At 41.4% G+C, this 22271-nt stretch carries 18 protein-coding genes and 1 pseudogene; 1 reads left to right on the top strand and 18 read right to left on the bottom strand.

Translation table 11 applies throughout. From position 1 onward, the window contains the following. Positions 1-35: 35 nt before the first annotated feature. From JJL52_RS14970 to prsK, 13 genes are all read right to left on the bottom strand, one after another. On the bottom strand, positions 36-1055 hold the full coding sequence (locus tag JJL52_RS14970) for a FemAB family XrtA/PEP-CTERM system-associated protein (RefSeq protein ID WP_202053296.1): 1020 nt from the start codon (positions 1053-1055) through the stop codon (positions 36-38). Continuing rightward, positions 1052-1882 (bottom strand): XrtA system polysaccharide deacetylase, encoded by an 831-nt coding sequence (locus JJL52_RS14975; RefSeq protein ID WP_236994279.1) that lies wholly within the window; start codon positions 1880-1882, stop codon positions 1052-1054. Before JJL52_RS14975 ends, JJL52_RS14970 begins: the two co-directional genes overlap by 4 nt. A gap of 48 nt (positions 1883-1930) precedes the next feature. Then, entirely contained in the window at positions 1931-3052 is a 1122-nt protein-coding gene (wecB, locus tag JJL52_RS14980) for a non-hydrolyzing UDP-N-acetylglucosamine 2-epimerase (protein WP_202053378.1), read from the bottom strand. Between the two features lie 21 nt (positions 3053-3073). After that, on the bottom strand, positions 3074-4090 hold the full coding sequence (locus tag JJL52_RS14985) for an XrtA/PEP-CTERM system-associated ATPase (RefSeq protein ID WP_202053298.1): 1017 nt from the start codon (positions 4088-4090) through the stop codon (positions 3074-3076). A gap of 2 nt (positions 4091-4092) precedes the next feature. Continuing rightward, entirely contained in the window at positions 4093-5676 is a 1584-nt protein-coding gene (locus JJL52_RS14990; protein ID WP_336885079.1) for a TIGR03016 family PEP-CTERM system-associated outer membrane protein, read from the bottom strand. 11 nt (positions 5677-5687) lie between these two features. Continuing rightward, the gene (locus JJL52_RS14995; protein WP_202053300.1) at positions 5688-6611 is read right to left on the bottom strand and encodes an XrtA-associated tyrosine autokinase; all 924 of its coding nucleotides are present in this window, start codon (positions 6609-6611) and stop codon (positions 5688-5690) included. 24 nt (positions 6612-6635) lie between these two features. After that, entirely contained in the window at positions 6636-8207 is a 1572-nt protein-coding gene (locus JJL52_RS15000; RefSeq protein ID WP_202053301.1) for an XrtA system polysaccharide chain length determinant, read from the bottom strand. A 49-nt stretch (positions 8208-8256) separates the two neighbouring features. Next, positions 8257-9012 (bottom strand): polysaccharide biosynthesis/export family protein, encoded by a 756-nt coding sequence (locus tag JJL52_RS15005; RefSeq protein WP_202053302.1) that lies wholly within the window; start codon positions 9010-9012, stop codon positions 8257-8259. A 44-nt stretch (positions 9013-9056) separates the two neighbouring features. Then, positions 9057-10349, bottom strand: coding sequence for a nucleotide sugar dehydrogenase (locus JJL52_RS15010; RefSeq protein ID WP_202053303.1), 1293 nt, complete (start codon positions 10347-10349; stop codon positions 9057-9059). Then, the gene (locus JJL52_RS15015) at positions 10346-11359 is read right to left on the bottom strand and encodes an NAD-dependent epimerase (protein ID WP_202053304.1); all 1014 of its coding nucleotides are present in this window, start codon (positions 11357-11359) and stop codon (positions 10346-10348) included. The genes JJL52_RS15010 and JJL52_RS15015 overlap by 4 nt, the downstream gene beginning before the upstream one ends. Positions 11360-11418: 59 nt before the next feature. After that, positions 11419-13821 carry a tetratricopeptide repeat protein gene (locus tag JJL52_RS15020; protein WP_202053305.1) on the bottom strand — a complete coding sequence of 801 codons (2403 nt, stop codon included), beginning with the start codon at positions 13819-13821 and terminating at the stop codon, positions 11419-11421. 600 nt (positions 13822-14421) lie between these two features. Next, on the bottom strand, positions 14422-14580 hold the full coding sequence (locus JJL52_RS15025) for a hypothetical protein (protein WP_202053306.1): 159 nt from the start codon (positions 14578-14580) through the stop codon (positions 14422-14424). Positions 14581-14702: 122 nt separating this feature from the next. Next, the gene (gene prsK / locus JJL52_RS15030) at positions 14703-16772 is read right to left on the bottom strand and encodes an XrtA/PEP-CTERM system histidine kinase PrsK (protein ID WP_202053307.1); all 2070 of its coding nucleotides are present in this window, start codon (positions 16770-16772) and stop codon (positions 14703-14705) included. A 310-nt stretch (positions 16773-17082) separates the two neighbouring features. Between prsK and JJL52_RS15035 the strand changes: the two are divergent. After that, a pseudogene (locus JJL52_RS15035) lies at positions 17083-17887 on the top strand (IS5 family transposase). Positions 17888-18129: 242 nt separating this feature from the next. On the opposite strand, the gene JJL52_RS15040 reads toward JJL52_RS15035, so the two are convergent. The 5 genes from JJL52_RS15040 to JJL52_RS15060 all read right to left on the bottom strand — a co-directional run bounded on the left by JJL52_RS15040 (position 18130) and on the right by JJL52_RS15060 (position 22015). Next, positions 18130-19221 carry a nucleotidyltransferase domain-containing protein gene (locus JJL52_RS15040; RefSeq protein ID WP_202053308.1) on the bottom strand — a complete coding sequence of 364 codons (1092 nt, stop codon included), beginning with the start codon at positions 19219-19221 and terminating at the stop codon, positions 18130-18132. Then, positions 19218-20138, bottom strand: coding sequence for an HprK-related kinase A (locus JJL52_RS15045; RefSeq protein WP_336885081.1), 921 nt, complete (start codon positions 20136-20138; stop codon positions 19218-19220). The genes JJL52_RS15040 and JJL52_RS15045 overlap by 4 nt, the downstream gene beginning before the upstream one ends. Further along, positions 20119-20409 carry a hypothetical protein gene (locus tag JJL52_RS15050; RefSeq protein WP_202053309.1) on the bottom strand — a complete coding sequence of 97 codons (291 nt, stop codon included), beginning with the start codon at positions 20407-20409 and terminating at the stop codon, positions 20119-20121. Before JJL52_RS15050 ends, JJL52_RS15045 begins: the two co-directional genes overlap by 20 nt. A gap of 15 nt (positions 20410-20424) precedes the next feature. After that, positions 20425-21075, bottom strand: coding sequence for a hypothetical protein (locus JJL52_RS15055; RefSeq protein WP_202053310.1), 651 nt, complete (start codon positions 21073-21075; stop codon positions 20425-20427). Positions 21076-21301: 226 nt separating this feature from the next. Beyond that, positions 21302-22015 carry a FlgO family outer membrane protein gene (locus tag JJL52_RS15060; protein ID WP_202053311.1) on the bottom strand — a complete coding sequence of 238 codons (714 nt, stop codon included), beginning with the start codon at positions 22013-22015 and terminating at the stop codon, positions 21302-21304. Positions 22016-22271: the final 256 nt, after the last annotated feature.

A 22271-nucleotide genomic window follows, 5' to 3' on the forward strand; every position in this document is an offset into this window, starting at 1 on the left:
TGCGAAATTTATATACAGGATTCTCTGCAGGAAGCTTATCCCAGATATTTTGATAACCAAGGGCCGATTATTTGGCTTACAGGTAACGGCAGGTGTTTCCAGGCAGCGATGAATAATCGATATTTTGGATTTAAAGGATTAATATCCGGCACCGAGTCGGCCCCAGTCAAATAAAATTCATAATATAACGGCTCAGGCGTAAAGCCCCAATTCTTTTTAAAGTGGTAAGAGCCGGTACCCACTTTGCTGCGCCCGTAATCGAATATCTTTATGTTTTTTTCTACCGCCCGGCGCATAACCTCCCAATACATAAAATCATTGCCTTTCACGTGGCGCGCCAGTTCAGTGCCGCCACCATAATAAGGGAGCACTTCATCCTTGAAATAAAAACTCATTACGCCAGCGACCAGCCGGCCGTTAAGATCAACAATTAACACTTCGCATTGATCTTTGAATACCTCTTTCAGAATCCGAAAATATTTTTTCGAAAATACTGGTGTTCCTAAATTTCTGACGCTCTCGGAATAAGCCCGGTACAGTTTTTCGATATCGGAATCAATCGAGCTGGATAGACCCGCGTCTATCCCTTTCCGCACCATGGCGCGCTGCTTTCTGGGAATCGAAAGCATGTTATTTTCTAAAACCGGATCCAACTCTTTTCTAAAGGTTACATAAAGATCTTTATAGGGCCTCTGCGGAGTTTTTTGAACTCTATTTCTGATTTCGAGGCAGTCCACGCCAAGCTCTTCAGCTAATCGGCAAGCTTCTTTATCCAGTATTAAAGCGGAAGAATCATCCTTTGCTACTACCCCGCCGTAAACGCAAAAAGCGGTTGAAACCAGTATATTGCCGAAAAGTAAGCTGTTAACATGAACCAAGGGTAAAATAGCCGTAATCTCTCCGTTGTTTTCAACGTAAAGAAAATAGGTTTTATGGCCAAATGCCCTTTCAATAACCTCTTGCCAACCGGCTTGATGAAAAAAAGTGGCTTCCGAAGCGGTTTGAACAAAACTATCCCAACGCGCATGGTTTGATTTGTCCAATAATTTAATCATGTTTCATACGGTTTATTTATAAAGACATTTTCCATAGTGTCCCAGTTAAAATCCTTTATGAGCCATTTTATTCTTTTTTCCATATGAGAAAGGTTCAAATAATGGCGAGTTCGTGTTCTTAAATCCAGACCTTTTTGCCGAGGCTGATCCGGATCTATTTCCCAAGGATGAAAATAAAATACGCCTGCCTGTTTTTCTTTTTGATTGATGTGGTTAAAGGCCCATTTTGAAATAATATAAGGATACAATCTGAAAAATCCCCCGCCGCCGCAGGGAAAGTTTTTTTTGCCAAACGTTATTGTAGTAATAGGTATTTCTTTAAAATTGTGATCGACTAGCGGTTCAAAGATAAATCTTGGCGCATCCGGAATGCCGTATAAATCATGCTTCACCGGATAAATGCTTGAGCTGTATTTGAATCCTTCTTCATTTAATATATCCAGAGCCCATAGATTCTTTGCGCAGATTGAGTAGCTTGCAGCCCGATATCCTTTAACTTCTTTTCCGCTCAGAGATTCAAGTATTTTTTTTGCTTTGGAAATATCCTCCCGAAATTGGGCAGGAGTCTGTTCCGTGACTCTGATATGCTCATAACCGTGGCAAGCGAGTTCGTGACCATCCTTTATAATACGCTGAATTAAAGTGGGGTAATGTTCTGCTATCCACCCCAAGGTAAAAAAAGTGGCTTTTATGTTGCCGGCGTCAAAAATATCCAATATTCGATGGGTATTTATTTCCACTCTATGGGGAAGGTCATACCATTGCCGTTTTGTGACATAAGGCTCGAATGCAGAAACCTGAAAATAATCTTCTACATCGACCGTCATGGCATTAATTGGGCCTGAGTTTGATTTTGACATCATTTTTTTAGGGGATTACAAATAATGCTTTTTTATGTCCGCAACGATTCGAGATGCGGCTCTTCCATCCCAATATTCAGGAGTTCGGCCCGATTTTCCTCCCGTTGTCAGGATATCGTCGACACAGGCTTTAATTTTATCCGGATCGGTTCCTACGATTGTATTTGTCCCTTGGTCAACAGTAATAGGCCTTTCCGTGTTTTCACGCAAAGTGACGCAGGGAATGCCCAATGAAGTAGTTTCTTCCTGCAATCCGCCTGAGTCGGTCAAAACCATTTTTGCGGATTTCATCAACCCCAACATTTGCAAATACCCGACTGGCGGTAAGCAAATCAAATTGCCCGCGTCAATAAGTTCTTTCATGCCTTCCTGCTCGATTTTTGTACGAGTTCGGGGATGAATCGGAAAAATCACGGGCAATTTCTGGCTAACGGCTACAACGCTCATTAATAATTTACGTAAGGTAAGGGGGTTATCCACATTGGCAGGCCTGTGCATTGTGAGCAGGGCATATTTTCCCGCCAGAATATTATTGAAAGGTTTTTGATACTCTTTTAACGTCTCTGCAAAAGGAGGCGCCTGCTCCAGATTAGCTTTCAACGAATCTATCATGACATTGCCGACGAAACAAATACGGCTAGAGTCTATGCCTTCATAACGCAGGTTTATTTCGGCATCCTTTTCCGTCGTATAAAGTCTATCGGAAATCTGATCTGTCAAAATCCGATTTATTTCTTCAGGCATTTCCCTGTCCCGGCTCCTTAAGCCCGCCTCGACATGAAGAACGGGTATCTGCTTTTTTACCGCTACCAGGCTGCATGCAATTGTCGAATTTACATCCCCCACGACCAGAACGGCATAGGGTTTAACTGTATTCAGCACCGGTTCAAACCGCAACATGATATTGGCCGTTTGCTCGCTGTGCGAACCGGATCCCACGCCTAAATCAACATCAGGCTCAGGGATTCCTAACTGCTGAAAAAAAGAAGCTTTCATGTCGTGGTCGTAGTGCTGGCCGGTATGCACCAAGTAGGGAGTGACTTGCTCTTTTAAAGTTGTAAACTCTTTTAAGATAGGGGCCATTTTCATAAAATTCGGCCTTGCGCCAACGACGCAAACGATGGTTTTTTTGTTAATGACATCCTCCTTAGGTTCTTCCTAATTTTCGTTATAAATGTTTTTCATATCCAACTGGATTAAAATGGCCTTCCTTAATAAAGCCCTTTCTCTGTCCAGAGTATTTTGCAGATTTAAGACGTTTTTTTCTAAAGCAATGACACGTTGCTCCAATGACTCCTCTGCAGCGACAGATGGCATTGTCATGGGTAGGGGCAGACTATCCTGAAATTCATCCGCTATAATGGTAGATTCCTCTTCAATTTCGGAAATCACCTTGGCTATTGTAGTTGAATCAATTATTTTCAGTTCTTCAAGATAGCCGAATAATAATGTTCTGTCGCATAATGTATTTATTCTTCTTGGAATGCCTTTTGTGTAATTGCATATAACGCCGAATATGTCTTCTTCAAATTGCGGCATTTGTTTCCAGCCGGCCTTTTCTAACCGGAAGAGGATATAGTTCTTAGTCTCTTCTTCGTTTAGCGGTTTTAATAAATACGATGCCACTATCCGCTGCCTTAACTGTTCCATTTCCGGCAAAATTAGGTTTTCCCTGAGCTCCGGCTGACCCACTAAAAAAATCTGGAAAAGCGGTTTTCCCGACAGTTCAAAATTTGTTAGCATCCGTAGCTCTTCCAATGAATCTTTAGGCAGATTTTGAGCCTCATCGACAATCATTAGCGTTCTTTTTCCCTCTCTGGCCTGCTGCATAAAAAACCGATGGATCCGGGTTAATAATGCCGATTTATCTTCATTATCGTAAGGGAGGCCAAAACTTGCCGATATAATTTTTAGAAGATCATCCGCACTTACTTGCGACGAGACCATGATTCCGATAGTAAGTTTCTCGGTGTTCAGGCTTTTAAGCAGTTCTTTAAAAAGAATGGTTTTGCCTGTGCCGGGTTTGCCTATGATGACTACGAAACCTTCTCCCTGTTTTAAACCGTAACGCATATAAGCCAAGGCTCTGCGATGCACATCGCTATTAAAAAAGAAATCGGTATCAGCGTTCAGCTGAAAAGGTTTTTTGCTTAAATTGTAAAATCCTTCGTACATAATTAATATGTCATAAATAAGCTGGCTGTTGCCCGGTTTTCCTGATAATCATTTGCATCGTTGTCTGATTGGTTATTTACATGCCGATATTCGAGTTTCCCATTTAGTCGGCGAGTAATGAATTGATTCAGACCTATTGCAAAATCATAACGATCACTTTTTATGTTAGAGGCCGTTAATGAAGTGGCTACAGTGTCTACCTGCTGCCATCCTGAGTGTAAATAAGCCGTGGTTTTACGCCCAAATTGCCAATTCCATCCAGCGTTGAATCCACTCACTTTCTCGGTATTGCCGCTGACCTGGAATACACGATTTTCATCATAGGCATTGGCATATAGGGTTGTTTTAGCCGTACTGAACGAAACGGAAAAATTCCATCTTTTTCTAACCACGACTTCATTTGTTAATGTCGGAATATTAATGGAAAATTGTACAGGCTGATTGGTGACGGGATTGATTACGGGATTTCCATCTAAATCAACAACAGTAAAAACTTGTTGTTGCAATAGAATATCCTGTACCGTGGTCGTATCATTCTCATGCGTCAACGACCATCTGGATCGCTTTGTCCAGTAATTCAATGAGGTTTCCCATGTCTTTCCTGAGTTCAGTCCGACAGAATTATCCCGAAAAGTTGTTATCCAGTTAATTCGCTGTATTGGAGAAATATACACAGAGATATATCTATTATTACCACCTCCAATTTCAATACTGTAATGCCGGCTGGGAGTCCATTTTCCACCAACCGTATAATAAAAACCATTATTATTTGTGTTTGTTGTAGCCTGAAAGTTGTTGTTGCTATAGCCTCCCAATGCGAAGACACTAAAATATCTATTTACATAAGTCCTTAATGTCGCGCTAGTGTTTTGGAATTTAGTATTGTCATCATTATCTCTAAAGTTTTCAGTATTATTATGTGACAGATTCCACTGGAACCTTTTAAATTCGCTTCCACTATGTATTTGAATTATTTCTCCGAGGCTTTTAGAATCGGAAATAGCACTTAGCGTGGATTGAGAGTCATTATTAGAAAAAGAGCTGCCACTTGTTGACACAGTATTAAAGTTTAGCCTGAAGATGCCACTGGCATAGTTTCCGAAACGCGGAGTCCAAAAAGGTGATATGCCGAAGGTTGTAACTGTGGTATTATTTTCCGAGCCTGATATATTATCGTTGGCTATTCGATTAATATTGGTATTTTGTTGGCTGATTGAACTATTTGAATCTAAAAATAATCTATTCGAAATAAGCGTATTTCTGGAATTATACTGAAGCTGGTTGTTCGTAGTCAGGCCGTTATCTCCATTGGCATTGTACAGGTTCTGCATCCTATAATTCAAATTCAGCATAGTGCGCGCGGATTGTCCCCTTACAGATATACCTGGACTAATTTCCGTAACAAGTGCATTCGTTTCAGTCCCTGGCTGTGATAAACGGATGTTATCGGAATAAACTTCTTGTACAGATATTGAAGGCCTTACCGACCAATTAACACCATAAGCACCATAAGAGTGGAAAAGTAAATAAATAAATGCCAGATATATAATCGGCAATTGCAGTGTATTAGATTTCCGTTGTATCACAAAAAACACCATCAATTTCCATATGTTCCATATCCATCGTATCCATAATAACCTGTTTCCATGTAAACTTGAGTTTTGTTAAGAAGTAACAGAACTACATCGCAAAATTCCAATTTATTAACTGACGACATTACCATAGCCTGAGGAGTATTTTCGGCTTCAACGACCAACACGACTTGTCCGACCAAGCCAGCCAGCGCAGCTCCTTGAGTTGCTGCGAGTAACGGTGGGGAGTCAAAGATAACGATTCTATCCGGATATCTAGTGCTTAATTCCTGCGCTAGCCGAACCATTTTGTTACTTGTCAATAATTCAGTCGAGTGCCGGTGCTGTTTTCCTGCCGGAACAACGCTTAATCCAGGCATATTGGTTTTTAAAATGATATCGGAAAACTCAATATCATTTTTTTCCAGATATTCGATTAATCCTGGCGACGATTTAATGCCTAATGTTTTTGATATTGAAGGACGGGCAACATCTGCATCTATCAGTAATACTTTTGTATCCCGCTCATTAGCAATACTCAGTGCAAGATTTATTGCACTGAATGTTTTGCCTTCCCCCGGGACGCTACTTGTTACCAGAATTAGATTTGACCGCTGAATGCCTTCGCTGCCTGAACCTAATGCGTTATTTATCAGCGGCCTTTTAATGTTTCTATATTCCTCAATCGATTTTTGATCTGTATTGATGCTGGGTGTTACAAACCCCATTCCTGCCAGCTTGTCCCAATCTATGTTTTCAATTCTTTCTTTATTCAATAAATTTCCATTTTCGGTAGCATCTATCCTATTTTTTGTAGACATAGGGGTAGATAATAATTCTTCCTTTCCCTTGTCTAATTGAGACTTAATATCTTCAGGCAGAGCCGTAGGATTAGCCGCTATTTGGTTTTCATTTTCGGCTTTATGCAAAGCCCTTTCAATAGTATTCACCCGTAACTCCCCCTAATTCTATTCTTATGAGCCCAAAATATTGCTTAAACTTTTCCCCATCATTTCGAAAGTCATGAGTGCTGAATAAATAAGTAAAAGCCCTAATAAACTGCCATAAAATCTAATGAACTGTTTCTTATTTAATTTAGTTTGAGCACTATTGGATTTCAATGAAACACTACCCAAGATTGGAAGGCCGGTAAGTTGTTTGAGTTGAGAAGTGGATACAAGAGAAGGTCTTAAAAAATACATCAAAATCGCTAAACCAGTTCCTAGCAAAGGCCCCGCCAGAAAAACTATCGAATATAAAAGCCCTCTTTTGGGAGAAGACGGAGTTAAAGGCACATTGGGAGCATCTGCAATTTTAAATTTTAAAGCTTCCGCCTGATCGTCAACTTTTTCCGACATGACAGCTTGCTCCCTGCTTTCAATTAGCAAATTGTATTTGCTTTTAATTGCCTCATAATCCCTGTTAAGGTTTTGCAAATCAGTCTCTACTCTCAGTCTATTCTGAAGTTCATTTTCAATTTTTAATAGCCGCGCTTGTAGCTCATCAACGCGCGCTTGGGATGATGCAACTTGTGCATTCGCTTCATTCTGGGCAATTTTTATGGATTGGATATAGGGATTAGCAATTACGTTAGGCTTATTAAAAATATCTTCTTCCGTATTTACATTCTCCTTTTCCGTAGTCTCTTTAGTTTTTTTCAAATGTTTAATGACTTTATTAATTGATATGATTTCAGGATGGTTTTCGGTAAATCGAATTAAGAGTTCTTTTTTCCTTGAGGCCAAGTCTTCGATTCTGGCGTCTTCTTCCGTAGGGTTTTCACTTACATCCGAAATAGCCCATTCATCTTCACCTCCCGATGCCTGCAAATCGGCAAGTTGTTCAGTCGTTGCCTGATAACGTGATTTTGCCTCGATTAATTGCAACTTTGCTTCTTCTAGAAGAGCTTTTTCTTTTTGTACATCGGCAATTTGCCCACCGCCTTCTCCGGGCAGTAAACCTAAATTTGCTCTTTTAAAGTTTTCTTTGGCTTTCTCGGCATTCCTTAATCGGATTTCATATTCATGTATTTGATCGTTTATGAATCTTTTGGCGCTATCCGTTCCCGAAAGTGTGGATTTATGAGTTTGATCGGAAAAAACAGTCAAAACGGCTTGTACTACGTTTTTGGCTAAGGTGCCGGATGTGGCCTCATATGTGATTGTAAAAATATCATCGCGGCCTCCTTCAATTTTGATATCCTTTTTCAATTTGTCAATGAGTTCCAATCGATTGGCTTTGCCAGAATATTTATCCAGCTCAGATAATTTTATTATTTCTTCGAGATTATTTTGAGTAAACATCAATTTCTGCATAATTCGCAGTAAAGCGGCAGTATCGGTCTGAATAGTCATTCCCCGTAATAAAGGCAATAGCATTGTTCTGGTTTCGACATGCACTTTCGCTTCGGAGCTGAATTTATTGGGCATGGCGGAGATAAACATCCAGCCACCGCTACATATTATCCAGGCGGTAATCAATCCTACCCATTTATATTTAACCGCTCCTCTGGCATAGTAAAAAAGCTCTGTTATTTGTTCTTGCATTCTATTCTTTATACCAAACTGGAAATTTATTTACTCTGTAATTAATAATTTAGAAGTATGCTTCAGGTATAATTACAATATCTCCGGGCAGAATTTTTACATTTGCCTTTAGATTGAAGTTGTTAATTAAATCATCAATTCGAATTCCGAATTGATGATTTTCTCCATCGATTTTACGAACAATGCTCGCCCGATTTCCATCGGCATAAACACCTAAACCGCCGATTTGTATCATTAAATCAAGCAAAGTCATGCCTGTCTTATAAGGAAAGGATTTTGCAGAATACCCTCCGCCGCCAAAGCCGCCACCGCCAAAGCCGCCACCGCCAAAGCCTCCGCCGCCAAAGCCTCCGCCGCCCAAGCCTCCGCCGCCAGAGCCTCTACCACCCAAGCCTCCACCTGAACCGCCGCTCAATTGTCCTATTACTCTAACTTGTTGAGCGTAAATCCCGTTAAACCCATTTACCATAATAACAACTTGTGGGTCTCTAACGTATTTCCCTAGTTGTTTTTCCATTGCTCTTGCTAATTGTGATGGTGTCTTGCCGCTTGCCGTAAGATCTTCGGCCAGCGGGATTGTAATTTTTCCATCAGGACGTACTACGGCGCTCTTCGAGATATCAGGATTGCCCCATACAAAAACATCTACCGTATCGCCGGGGCCGATTTTATAAGTATAGTCCGAAGGTGCATCTATGTCTTCTTCCTCAAGAGGAGGATAAGCGCATCCGGCCGTTATAAATATTAAAAACGGTAAAAAAAATTTTATTTTTTCAAAAAAATTTACCATACCCACCTTAACCATTTTAATTCTAGATTAATTCAATATTATTTATATACTGTCAAAAGTTAAAGCCTCCAGAGACGAATACCTTGAGGAGTCGTGCTTCTGTCCAGTTTGGCTTTAATATCGAATACTATGCCATCATTATTTTCAAGTAAATTCTCGAAATACGGCCAGTTTTTTGCGGTAAAGTATTGATGAGGAACGGCAAATACAACTGCATGGGCGGGCTTCAATTCGTTCTCATTCGATATCAATTGAATGCCGTATTCTTTTCTTATTTCGTCAATATCGGCCATCGGGTCGAAGATTTGTACGATTACACCAAAGTCCAGCAGTTCCCTCACGATATCAATCACCCGGGTATTTCTTATATCGGGGACGTTTTCTTTAAACGTAAATCCTAAAACGGTGACCCTGCTCCCTTTAACGCAGATTTCATCCCTAATAAGTTCTTTTACTATCTGGGATGCAATAAATCCCCCCATACTATCATTAATACCGCGGCCTGACAGGATAACTTGCGGGGTATAGCCAAGTATTGATGCTTTATATGTCAAATAATAAGGGTCAACGCCTATACAATGTCCGCCAACCAAACCAGGCTCAAAAGGTAAAAAATTCCATTTTGAAGAGGCAGCTGCCAGCACATCCCTCGTATCGATGTCCATTTTATTGAAAATCAGAGCCAATTCGTTCATCAACGAAATATTTAGATCCCTTTGAGTATTTTCAATAACTTTCGCGGCTTCTGCCACTTTAATTGTCGGTGCTTTATGTACACCCGCTTGTACTACCGATTCATACACCGAAGCTACAATATCCAATGTCACTGGCGTATCTCCAGATACGACTTTGGTAATAGATTTAAAAGTATGCGACTTGTCGCCCGGGTTGATCCGTTCAGGCGAATATCCCACATTAAAGTCCACTTTCCATTTTAGCCCCGATTCTTTCTCCAAAACAGGGATGCAATCTTCTTCGGTTGCTCCCGGGTAGACAGTTGATTCATAGACAACAATATCGCCTTTTTTAAGTTGTTTGCCTACCGTTTTTGAGGCATTGATAATAGGGGATAAATCAGGCTGTTTTGCATGATTGACAGGGGTGGGCACAGCAATGATATGAAAATCCGCTTTTTTTAAATCATCAGCGTCGGAAGTAAAGAAAATATCAGCTGCACTCAAATCATGCTGATCAACCTCGTTAGTCCGTTCTATGCCTTGTTTCAGCTCATCGATACGTATGGAATTCACATCAAATCCAATCACACGTTGAGTTTTTCCAAATTCTACTGCTACCGGCAAGCCCACATAACCCAGTCCGATAAGCGAAATTTTTCTGTTATGCTTTTTCATAAAGCTACCTTATAAAAATCTTTATACCATTTAACAAAATTTCTAATGCCGTCTTCCAGCAATGTATTGGGTCTATAATCTAAATCCTGAACCAAATCAGAAACATCTGCATAAGTTGCAGGTACATCACCCGGTTGTAAAGGCAGCATAATCTTGTCGGCTCTCTTGCCCAAACATTTTTCTAGAGTTTCAATAAAGGTTAGCAGATGTACGGGATTATTATTGCCGATGTTATATATTCGGTAAGGGGCGAGACTCGATCCCGGATCAGGGTTTTCCCCCATCCAATTAGGATTGGGCTGCGCTGGCTTATCAATGACCCGGATGACGCCTTCGATGATATCATCTATATAAGTGAAATCACGCAGGTGATTGCCGTGATTAAATACATTAATCGGTTTTTCTTCAAGGATATTGCGCGTAAACATAAACAACGACATATCCGGTCGTCCCCAAGGACCGTAAACTGTAAAAAATCGCAATCCGGTGGTTGGTAGATCATAAAGATGACTGTATGTGTGAGCCATTAACTCGTTGGCTTTTTTACTGGCCGCGTAAAGCGAAACCGGATGATCGACATTGTCATGAATGGAAAAGGGCATATGGAGATTTGCACCATAAACCGAACTGGATGAAGCATAAGCTAAATGTTCTACGGCATTATGTCTACAGCCTTCCAAGATATTAAGAAATCCCGTTACATTGGAATCAATATAGGCATATGGGTTAGTTAATGAATATCGGACACCGGCTTGAGCTGCCAAATGCACGACTCTTTGGAATTTCTCTTCGGCAAAAAGCCTCTCAACTTCGCTTTTATCGGCAATTTCAAGCTTAATGAACTTAAAATGCTCGTAGCTTTTGAGCCGATCTAAACGCGCCAGCTTCAGATTGACATCGTAATAATCGTTCAGATTATCTATGCCGACAATTTCATCACCCCGCTCCAGCAATTTTATACTTAATGCGGATCCGATAAATCCGGCAGCTCCTGTTACTAACAGTTTCAAGATATTCTCTCCATTTTTCTTGTATATTAGGAAATGAAAGTTATTGGCAAAAACATAATCTATTGATTATTCTTGGCTATTATTTCATTCAATAAGGCTTCGGCGGCTTTCTTATCGGAAAAATCTCCTCGCTTTGCTGCTAAATTTAGCGCCTCTCTAAGTTCGGAAAGGGCAGACCCATTATCTGCATTTTTGTGATGAGCAACTGCCAAATGGTATCTGAAAACCGGAACGTCGGGGTCGGAAATAATTATTTGATTAAGGAGCTCTATTCCTGAGCTAGGGTTGCCCTGATTGATCAATGCCCAAGCATAAGTGTCTTTATACGAGGCTTGTTTTGAATCTTTGAATTTTTCACTTAGTTTTACCGCTTTGGTTAAATCTTCTTTATCATTTCCGTGTTCAATCAGAATTGATGCTAAATTGTTTGTCGCTATATCCAAATCAGGATTATTTTTTAGTAAGATTTCATAAATGGAAACAGCAGCATCATAATCGCCTTGTTTCTCGTATAATGCTGCCATAGATAATAGCAAGTTTATATTTCCGGGATTCGCTTTAAGGCCTTCCTTATAATCATTTATAGCCGAATCACTATCGCCTTTAGCCAGTTTTACTTTGGCTAATTCCGCATATAGTTCGGGTATTTTACTGTTTTCATTAATTAAATTTCTTAGCAATGATTCAGATTTTTCAAATTGTTTATTGTTTGCCAGTAGATCGCTCAAAATAATACTTGCAGTAATGTTACGAGAGTTCTTGCTCAATAAATCATTTAAGAAGACGATCATACTATCCTTTTTATTTATTTTTTCGTAGCATAGAGCCAGATCACCTAGAATCTCATAACTTTCGGCAACCAATTCGGCGAGATCTTTATACAGATCAATCGCCTTTATGCATTCCCCTTGTCCTTGGTAAATCTTTGCCTGTAAAAACTTTGCTAAACTAGTGGCTTGTAAGTGATTGAATCCTTCAATTTTTTTCAGTATGTCGTTTGCACTGTCCCATTTTTTTTCGGATATATATACTCTACCAATTTTCTCGAGTAAAAATAGGTTGTCTGGGTGATATCTTAAGGCCTTTTCAGATATTTCTTCCGCATAACCTAGTTTTCTGTCAGATAGGGCATTGTTATATAAATATGTAAACGCTTCTTGATTAGCCGGATTAATTTCCAATACTTTTTTAAATTGCTTTTCAGCCTCTTTTTCGTCGCCCTTTGCAAAAAAAGATTGCCCAAGCAAAACTAGCGTTTCTTCGGAGTTGGGTTGATCCCAAAGAACTTTAGTTAAAACGTCGACTGCTTCATCATGTTTATTTTCTGCCAGTAATATTCTTGCCTGTAGTATCTTCGCATCAATATAATTTGAGTTTTCAGCCAAGATGTCTTCAAGAATTTTTTTCGTTGAAACAAAATCTTTTAAAGCATAGGCAATTTGCCCTAAATATATTTTAGCTGATAGAATTTGATTTTTGTCCTGATCGAGTTCTACGATATGATGAAAAACGCTTTTGGCATCATCAAAATTTTGTTGTGCAACTGCCCACTTTCCTAAAGCCAGTAATCTGCCGGACTTTTCTTTATACTCTTCCGTATATTTTTGAAACTGCACATGTGCTTTTTCAGGATATGCAGTCTTTAAGAAGTCAAGAAACAGCAATTTCAAATTAATATCATCAGGCTTTTTATCGATTAAATTTTTTAGCAAATCTTCAGCTTCTTTCTTTTTGCCGGATTGAGTGTATATTTTAGCTAATATAATCTCAAAATCTTGGTTTTCCGGAAAAAGGGAAGCTAACTCTTGATAATCATTTATTACACTATCGATATTCTTCCTTTGAGCGTTAATTTGAATTTTGAAAAGCCGCAACGAAATATTCTTTGGTTCGTATTTTATTGCGGTATTTATTGCTGACAGTGCGGAATCAGAATTTTTATTTTCCATGTAGAGCACTGACTTGAGCATTAAGCCATCTATATGCTTGGGATTTTCTTTTAAAACACTGTCCACGATGGCTTGAGCTTCAGCTTGTCTTGTTTGCTTCATCAGAACAGAAGCTTTTAATAACTGTGCGTCCGGGTTGTGGTTTGAATTCTTTAGAATAGTTTCAGCTTGCTCAAGTGCTGAATCCAGCTGACCTAATAGAAGCTGGACTCTTCCAAATTTTAATCTTGCTTCCAGATGGGTTGGGGATATCTCGATCACTTTCTTCAAGTTTTCGCTCATCGCTTTATATTGTCTATTTTTTTCATCTAATAAAGCGAGATAATAGTAGGTTTCAGCAAGTTTCTTATCGGACTGGCTCGAGGTTTTTAATTCAAGAACGGCTTTTTCATATTCTCCTTTATTAAAATATTCAATGCCTTTTTGCAGATGTTCTTTAGGATCTTTTTTGTCGCATCCTTCTAATATTAATACAGAGATGGTCAATAAAAATATAGGCTTAAAGTTTCTCATGTATTTGGTAGTGAGTATTTGTGTAATATTTATTAGGCGCATTCAAACTTATCTAGGCAATTGACGTAACGTTTTAAAATAGCCATTTAAATTAGGGCGACATTAAAAGGCGGAATTTCAAGAAAACTGTCAAAAAATTCGCAGCCGACTCTAACATTGGCGGGCACGTTATCTTTCCGGCATCATGAGGTTTTAATTTAATAGGTGTTGAAAAAAGTTTGGATGACAAAATTTAGTTTTGCGAAACATCAGGCACTACAGCTTCGGACGGATGAAAGGGTTTTTTCAACATTCTGTAAGTGTAGCATAAATACATTAACAGCTTGATGTCGGCTCGGCTTATGAGCCGCTCAATATTGAAAAAAGCGCATGCCTTTATACATCAATATCCTCATACCCGCCGAGATACCCACAATGCTGTTAAATTAAGCCATAAGGGACCGCAAAGCTTGCTTTGCAAAGGTCGAAATTGACCGACAAAGCTCGCTTTGTTGTCTGATTCAAGCTCCCTTTAACTTAAGGCTTAAGGAAATTCTGAACAAAATCGATTCTGTCCATGACCTTTGCTAAAGCTCAGAAGAGTCTTGGCGAAGAACTTCTTTAGAGTTTCTTAATGGCATAGGGGGAAGCCCAAAGGGCACAAGACGAGGTATCCAGCGCTTTGGATGGCAAGCTCGAAACGTCTTTGTAGTCGAGGGGCAGATCTTTGTTCGTGCCGTCGCGGATGCCGGTACCGCTCTGTCTGGAGTCGAATTGCATTGGCCCGAAAAGAGCCAGACAGGAGTGCAGAGTACCCTCTGGGTACTGTTGGAATGGTGGGCTTGTATAAGTATATGAGGTTGACGAAAGCATGGATTAAGTTTTTATATTATTGTCAAAATTCAAGCTGAGAGTTCGGCAAGCGGTAATACGATAGTGAAAACGCTTCCTTTGCCCGGCGAACTGTCAACAGCAAAGTGACCGCCATGCTTTGTTATGCAATCCCGTGCTTCATAGACCCCGATTCCCATACCCGCATTGCCTTTCGTGGTATCAAATGGTCTGAATAGTCGTTCTGCAATAAATTTTTCATCCATACCGCATCCATTATCCATTATTGTTATGATACCTTGTTGGCCTTCTTTCCTGAGTTCAAGCCTGACCCAGCCACTATCGTCAGTTGCATCCTGCGCGTTTTGTACAAGGTGACCCAAAATAGCCGTCATTCTTGCTTTATCCCCTACAATGCATACTTTCTCTGGATTGGTCGATATTTCCAGAAGAGGCTTATTTCCAGACTGCTGAATTGCCACATTTGAAATAACGTCTACGAGATTAAAAACTTCCCTGTCTTCGCCTTTAACATTACCTCGTTTTAGTTGTCCTAGAAGATGGTCGATCTTGTTTACTACATTTTCAAGCGTTGATACGGCATCCTCTATAAAATCCGGATTGTGTTTATGTGCTTCCGCATTCTTTATAATCAGAGAGATTTGCGCTACTAAATTTTTTAAATCATGCACCAGATAAGCGGAAAATCTGTTATAAGCTTCGAATTGTTTTGATTTTGCCAACGCATCACTTACGCGGCTAAGAACCAGAGCATTGGCTAATTGCATCCCGGCTGTCTTCAACAAATCGTGGTCTTCCCAATTAAGTCTTCTTACAACTCTCGCCTGTGTCAGTACGACAAAAGCCTCTAATTCATTTTGTCGGAACAAGGGAATAATCAACCAGATATTTTTCTCTTTTGCATCCCACTGCGATAAATCCACTTCATCATAGATCTCGGGATCATGTTCATACTCGACGAAATCGATAACCCATCGCTTGGTTTTCAGAAATTGCACTAATGATTGGTCGGACTTAATCATTTTTAAAGGGGCAAAACCCAAGTTATATTCTTCGGTCAGATAAAAATTTCCTTCCGCATTCTTTAGCCATAACCCGCCTCCTGAGCTATCCACTAAATCAGCCATGGTTTTAATAATAAAACCTGATAATTCTCCAAGAGAATCCAGCATGGCAATAGCTCTGCTGAGCCTGATCCATTCGTCGCGATAATCATAACGGAGATGGATGAAATGTTTACTGAAATAAACTTTAGCCAAAGCTTTGGCTTTTCCTGAGAGAAAAGTAATTGCAAGTAACAGGATGGCCAGGAATACAAAAATTATTTCTGCGATCTTCCCCCAGTTTCCACCATAATTTCTAATGTAAAAGCCGCTGATAGACATCAGGATGAGATATAATCCTATGCCGAATAATACGGTAGTATGAAAGATTATCTGTCTTGAAAGATTGATTCTAGTTGAGTCAGTCTGGTACCGATGAATCGAAATTGCCAATAAGGGGATAATTAAAGCATTAATAAACCCTCTGGAATTCCAGAGGGGCTCATCAAGTCTTACGAAAAGTAACGATTTGCTATAAACAATAAAGTCAGTCATAAACAGAGCGCCCAAGCTTAAACAAGTAAATTTGTTTATCCAGCGTTGGTCGGGATTTGCGTTGCGGTAGACTTGCTCTACCAAAATTAAGCCAACAATGGAGAATACCGTATGTGCAACGAAGCGCGGATCCTGGTTGATGATTTTCTGAATGGCGTACCGAAAATTAGAGAAAATTTCCAGTATTAATACAAATGCCGTCCATAACGCTATTGTGTAAAATAGTTTGGATCTGAATACTAAAAAATAATTACGGTTAAATTGCTGGTATGAAAGTAATACGCCCAATAAAAAAAACCACGCCGTATTACGTAGAGCTTCCAATGGCAATGTGTCCGAAATGAAAGATTCAGGGTTTTGCTTGGTATATGCTATGAAGCCGGCCCAAAATGAAGAAAAAGCAATTGGAATCATAAAGGGAATTGCCAATGGGTGTTTTTTTAAACCCCATAGCAGTGGTGTAAGTAACAGCAGATAAGCGATAGCGGCCGTTAGATAACTGTAAAAACCATAGCTTTCCATAACTTTTCTTCGCCAATTGTTTTTGTTTTAAAATAAGATGAGTATTATCGCTGAATCTGGCGTGTAACTGTGATCTAAACCAGAGACTGACTTTTCCGACTGTCGGGATCAATCAACAAGATCAATGATGATTCCCGAGGTAGAAAGATAATGCAAAAGAATGAGTTTGTGTAGGGTAAAATTTAGGACGCGATACCGCGTCCGGTAGAGCTTGAATTGCTTTACTTTACGATTCACGCCGCTGGCGACTCGTCAATGCCATTAGAGTGTGTTGTGAACTTTTTGTGGGGAGCATGGTTATGAGGACATGATGAATCGTAAACCTTACTCCAGTAATGTATCGGGCGATGAATGGGGCTTTGCCGTTCCGTACCTGACACTGATGAACGAACAGGCTCCGCAACGCTAGCACGACCTGCGCGAGTTCTTCAATGGGCTGCGTTGGCGACTGCGAGCGGGAGCCCCTCCAGGCGCCTGCTGCCGCATGATCTGTCGCCGGGGGAGGGGCGGTCCACCAACAGATCCGGCGCTGGCTGGATGCCGGTTGTTTTCCAGCGATCGTGCATGATCTGCGCGAAATGTTGCGACAAGCGCAAAGCCGAGACCCGCAGCTCAATGCAGCTCTTTTTGACGGGCGAACCTTGCAGTTCAGCTGTGAGAGCGGTGCGCGGGTCGGCGATGACGGATATAAAAGCCGGAGAGATTGCAAGGGGATAGGGCTGTGGATACCTTGGGTTATTTGCTGGCCCTGCGGGTGACGCCGGCAAACGAACAGGCGCGTACCCAGGCGCTCAATTAGCTGAAGCCGTGCAAGTTGCCCTGGGTGATAGTGTGGAGGTAGTGTTCGTGAGTCAAGGCTATAAGGGAAGAAACGGCCAAGGCTGCACGGCAACATGGAATCCGGCTGGAAGTCGTGAAGCTGCCTACTGCCAAACAGGGCTTTGTGCTGTTGCCTCGCCAGTGGGTCGTAGAACGCAGTTTCGGTTGGATAGCCCGTTTTCGGTGGCTGACACGGGATTATGAGCGCTTACCGGAAACTTTGGCCGGGTCTGCATTTCCGGGTCTTTGCCATCCTCATGCTCGTTCAGGCTGCACCCCACTTGCAAAGTGCATAACACGTTCTAAGTTAAGCCGTCATTCGGTATGCCCCAGGAGAGTGCTGGGCTTTACCCCTCCGGGCCCATGTAAATCGGTTCCAGACAGATTAGTGCCGGCATCCACTACGGCAGGAGCAAGGTGCCAAGGAGCAAATCTCTACCTTTGCAAATCGTCTAGTATTCACCGCTGGAATGACGTGATTTTTCTTAACTTAACGATATTGTTGGTGGATTAGGGATAATAGAAGAATGGATTAACTTTAATGGTCATGTTTGCCCGATAGGCGATAATAACTTTTTCGCAATAAATGAGGAATCAGCAAATACCACTTCATCCTAAGCCAGTGGGAACGAACATACAATAACCACCGCGCCAGTCCGGTCCACCGGTCAGCGCAGCTTGGATGATCGGGCAGAAGCGCGCGCAAAAAAAGGAAATCCATTAACCGAATTTGCCATCTTTTCCCAAACCCCACACTTTCGAAGGCTTGCAGTACGTCTACGGGGACAGGCGTATTCAGTAGTCTATGTGTATACCGCATTCCGTAAAAAATCTGCCTTTGAAGGTTAAGCTCTTCAGCGCGGGAAATCAAACGCTGCCAAAAGTCGTCTTGTGCTGAGAACTCGCGAAAAAGCAAATCGAGATCGGAAATATCTCGTAATCCGTGCTCCAGTTCGCCCTCGTAAAAAAGGTGGGTCGCACTATGGATAATTATATCGTAGCAGTTTAGGATCTTGATGTTCGGATGATTGTCTAGCGGACGGGCATCGGCAAGCAGTTTGTTTGCATCCGGGCAATCCTTGGCGGTCAGCGGCAAAATATTGTGATGCAGATCCACTACGCTACCTCGTTTTATATGATGGAGAGGAGGGATTTCATGCATCCATTGGCGGTAATACCTTTGATTGTAAGGATCTTTTTCGGCTGCAAACCAGCCGTGGAACATTAAGGCTTTTTCAACACGATCGATGTCTTTTTTTGGTACCAAAATATCGATATCGGAAAAAGTGCGCCCATTGGAAGCAAGCAGATCGGCGATGACATAACCACTGCCTTTCAATAACAGCAAAGGGATATCCAGTTCGCGAAATATGGTTTGTAGTTTCCGGATCTCCCAATGCAAATCCCTCTTCTGTTTGGCAGCATCGATAAATCCCGATTCCAAATGTCTCAATACATTAGCAGGAACCGCAGCAGAAGCTTCATGCCGCTTCACCAACCAGTAAAGCCGGCCCAGTAGTAATGCCCTCCTCGCCTGTGGCACGATGATATCCCAGTCGATATCGGTCAATTGAGGCAATAAGGAAGGTTGCCGGAACAATTCGACGAGCGAGGAAAGGGGGGGGGTCATGTGTAAGGCTTCAATTCGTCAAATACAGCCATCGCCTCGTCCAGATTGCTGTATTCGAAGCGGTAACAAGCGGCGCGGTCGATAACTTGTTTCAGTATATTGAAACCGGTTTCGCCCAGCTTGCTGTAGTTGAAAGATTGACTCGCCATATCAAGAAAAGCGTGCCCTTTTGTATGAGGTATTAAAGAAGTTGGGGCATTTTCTAAATATTTGGGAAAGATCACCCAGGCGATCGGGCATTCGAGCATCTGATGTCGAACGCTCTCCGCAGTGGGTTTGAGATGACTGACGGTACCTTTGGCTGTATCGGACGAAACCACGCCGAAAACGGACTGCGGATAGCGGTTTCGAATGATCTCGATGGATTGATTTTTCAAGCTGACAGGGCGGGGGACGGGAACCGCATTGGCATTGTCGGGCCGTATCAAGGTCAGTTCGTCCGATAACAAGCGCCAGCCTTCCGACATTAACGCGGCGCAGAGGGTGCTTTTTCCTGATCCGGGAGGGGCCGGTAGAACTACGGCGAAACCCTGCTTCTCGAGTACTGCTGCATGAATAATCAAATAGGTATTGATGTGTGCCGAAATACACCAGTTCATGCCCCATTCTAACATCGCTGTGGAATGATTATAAGGAACGGGTTGAAATACGGATGCACCGTCGAAATAAAATTGTGCTTGTTGGCGAAAATGCTTCCTAAACAAACTTGGGATTTCAACGGAGGTATGAAAATCGCTGAAACCTATAGACTTAATTGTATCAACAATTTCAAAATCATGATACAACCGAAAAAAATGATCCGCTAGAGAGGAAATGCAGCTTTTAACTCGATAACTGAAAGGTCCTGTCTTTAGGATAAAACCCTCGTTCGATAAACGCTGAATTATATAGGGTTTGTTATAATTTCCGATTACCACAGCCAACAACTGTTATTAATTCTTTTTGCAACAAAACCTCTAAAAACGCTTTTAGACTTGTTGGAGTTTCCTGATTACCTTCTATACTATTTCCACAATATTTTTCTATATCGTTGTAGTTAAATATTTCTCCGCTCAGAAAGAATTTTAGTAGTTGGTAGGAAATCCCTTCTATTATGTGAGTATCGCCTGATGCTTGATTGAAAACGATAGAGCCATCTTCCCCGCTGAACTTATATAAACATCCAGGATAAGCACGCCAACATTGCATAGCAATAATACTAACTTAAACGCAGCCAGAATCAGGGCTATAAAAATACTCAAGAAACTCACACCATGTTTTTGTAGATCCGGGCAGCAAATTTTGCCCGTTATTTGCATAAGCATCACTCACCTCAAATGGTAATGTTTCTACAGCATTATTCAGGACGGATGCGGCTATATTAGCCGTACAAGTATTACTGCTAGCCAAAGCATCATAAATGCTCAATCCTGAAATCGATACACCAGTTACCGACTTTAACAGTAACTTAAATGTAGACGTTTCCACAGCCTGCACTTGGGCTAAAGTTTTCTCATTAGTTCCATTCCATCCAGTAAAATTATAAGTACCGTTATTAGGCACTTTATGAAACTTGAAAGTAGTTGAGTTATAGGAAATTCGGCCAAAACTTGTTGACCAGGAGGCCCAATTACCAGAGTTATGCCATTCTGCGGCCGTTTTCCAATTTGTATTCCCGCCCACCAGTCCCTGAACATTTGAACCTATTAGGCCGGAAGTAAAGCCCGAAGGCGTGCATTCCATCCCTGCCCAAGCCGGTCGATTTGCCAGCGTCAAAATAGCCGGCACAACCAATCCCCCGGCCTGAGCTAATTTTCTTTTCGAACGATCTATCTTTTCTTGGGATTGGTGTAAATCCGAATTTTTCGAGGCCATGGAGGTTCTCCTTTTAGGGGCGAGGAATAGACGAAGCCCGTCTTCCAGGGGTTTATAAGGCAATGTGAAACGGAAGATCTCTGCGGCATGGTAGCAGAATTCAAAAAAATAAGATACAGCCTCACCGCTAACCGTAAATCGATAATTTCTTCATTTTGTAGGAATATCCTAGTACGTTAGTATGCTTGAACGTTTATCTTAGTTTAATTCCGATCCTCTATCGAATTTACTGCAAATCATTTTTCAGTTCTATCGTATTGTCGCTTTTTTCCGGTTCCACCGGTGTTTCGGTTTTTTTAGGCGCATCGGAATCATCCTGTGTTTCATCTTCCGGCGGCGTGGCAGGACTTTCGGTAAGGTTTTCTTCCGGTTGTGTTGGATTTTCGTCGTGTGAATCGGGCGAGCCTACTTTTTTGGTATCCACTAAAGTCTTAGCATCCGGCCCCATCGGAACGGAAAAGTCAATCGAAGAAATGATGTTTGCGCTTGTCAAGTCCACCATGCGCAACGAAACGTACACCGTCTTTTTGCCGGGTGCATAGACTCCGCCCACGATTGCAGCCGCGCCGTATCGCTTGACGATATTTTTGATTTCATCGGAAAGATGCAGCGTACCGCCTTCCTGCATGCTAAACAGATCGATCGGCAATTCCATGCCGATGATTCGATAACCTGTATTATGCAGGGCTGACGCGATTTGATCGGACATAATCCGACCGAAAGAGGAGGTCTTTTTCAAATCATCGACATGCAATAGCGTGCTGACAATGATTAACGAGCCTGGGGGAATCCTGATTTTGAGGTCGTTCTTGAGCGTATCGGCTGCATCGTAGCTCACTTCGACCAGATCGGCATCTTTGACTTCACGGTAATACGAGGCGCAGCCGTTCAATGAAGCAATAAGCAAAGCAGCGGTAAGAGTTATTGCTTTTTTTGGCATGGGGTAATCTCCAGCGTGATTAATTCGTTGAGTATGAACGGCTTACGCAGTTCTTTGGAATGCTCGGATATAGGGTTTGTTTTCGCAGCATCAGGTTAACGGGTCTCTGAATAAATTCTTCCTCCGATCAAAGTGGAGAAAGCATTTTTCCATTTTTAGTGCCTATTTTAAGTTAGGGAGACTCGCGTTTAAATTTTTTCTAAAAATTATAATGCGTGATGGCAATTATGCTAGTTTTTCGATATAAAGAGATAGT

Source organism: Candidatus Methylomicrobium oryzae (assembly GCF_016745425.1).
GTDB lineage: Bacteria > Pseudomonadota > Gammaproteobacteria > Methylococcales > Methylomonadaceae > Methylomicrobium > Methylomicrobium oryzae.

Bases quoted from the DNA above. Each gene is read 5' to 3' on its own strand.
- prsK (WP_202053307.1), bottom strand. From the start codon at position 16,772: ATGGAAAGCTATGGTTTTTACAGTTATCTAACGGCCGCTATCGCTTAT.
- JJL52_RS15050 (WP_202053309.1), bottom strand. From the start codon at position 20,409: ATGCAATGTTGGCGTGCTTATCCTGGATGTTTATATAAGTTCAGCGGG.
- JJL52_RS15060 (WP_202053311.1), bottom strand. From the start codon at position 22,015: ATGCCAAAAAAAGCAATAACTCTTACCGCTGCTTTGCTTATTGCTTCA.
- JJL52_RS15000 (WP_202053301.1), bottom strand. From the start codon at position 8,207: ATGCAAGAACAAATAACAGAGCTTTTTTACTATGCCAGAGGAGCGGTT.
- JJL52_RS15005 (WP_202053302.1), bottom strand. From the start codon at position 9,012: ATGGTTAAGGTGGGTATGGTAAATTTTTTTGAAAAAATAAAATTTTTT.
- JJL52_RS15025 (WP_202053306.1), bottom strand. From the start codon at position 14,580: ATGCAATTCGACTCCAGACAGAGCGGTACCGGCATCCGCGACGGCACG.
- JJL52_RS15040 (WP_202053308.1), bottom strand. From the start codon at position 19,221: ATGACCCCCCCCCTTTCCTCGCTCGTCGAATTGTTCCGGCAACCTTCC.
- JJL52_RS15020 (WP_202053305.1), bottom strand. From the start codon at position 13,821: ATGAGAAACTTTAAGCCTATATTTTTATTGACCATCTCTGTATTAATA.
- JJL52_RS14975 (WP_236994279.1), bottom strand. From the start codon at position 1,882: ATGACGGTCGATGTAGAAGATTATTTTCAGGTTTCTGCATTCGAGCCT.
- JJL52_RS14970 (WP_202053296.1), bottom strand. From the start codon at position 1,055: ATGATTAAATTATTGGACAAATCAAACCATGCGCGTTGGGATAGTTTT.
- JJL52_RS14985 (WP_202053298.1), bottom strand. From the start codon at position 4,090: ATGTACGAAGGATTTTACAATTTAAGCAAAAAACCTTTTCAGCTGAAC.
- JJL52_RS15010 (WP_202053303.1), bottom strand. From the start codon at position 10,349: ATGAAAAAGCATAACAGAAAAATTTCGCTTATCGGACTGGGTTATGTG.
- JJL52_RS15055 (WP_202053310.1), bottom strand. From the start codon at position 21,075: ATGGCCTCGAAAAATTCGGATTTACACCAATCCCAAGAAAAGATAGAT.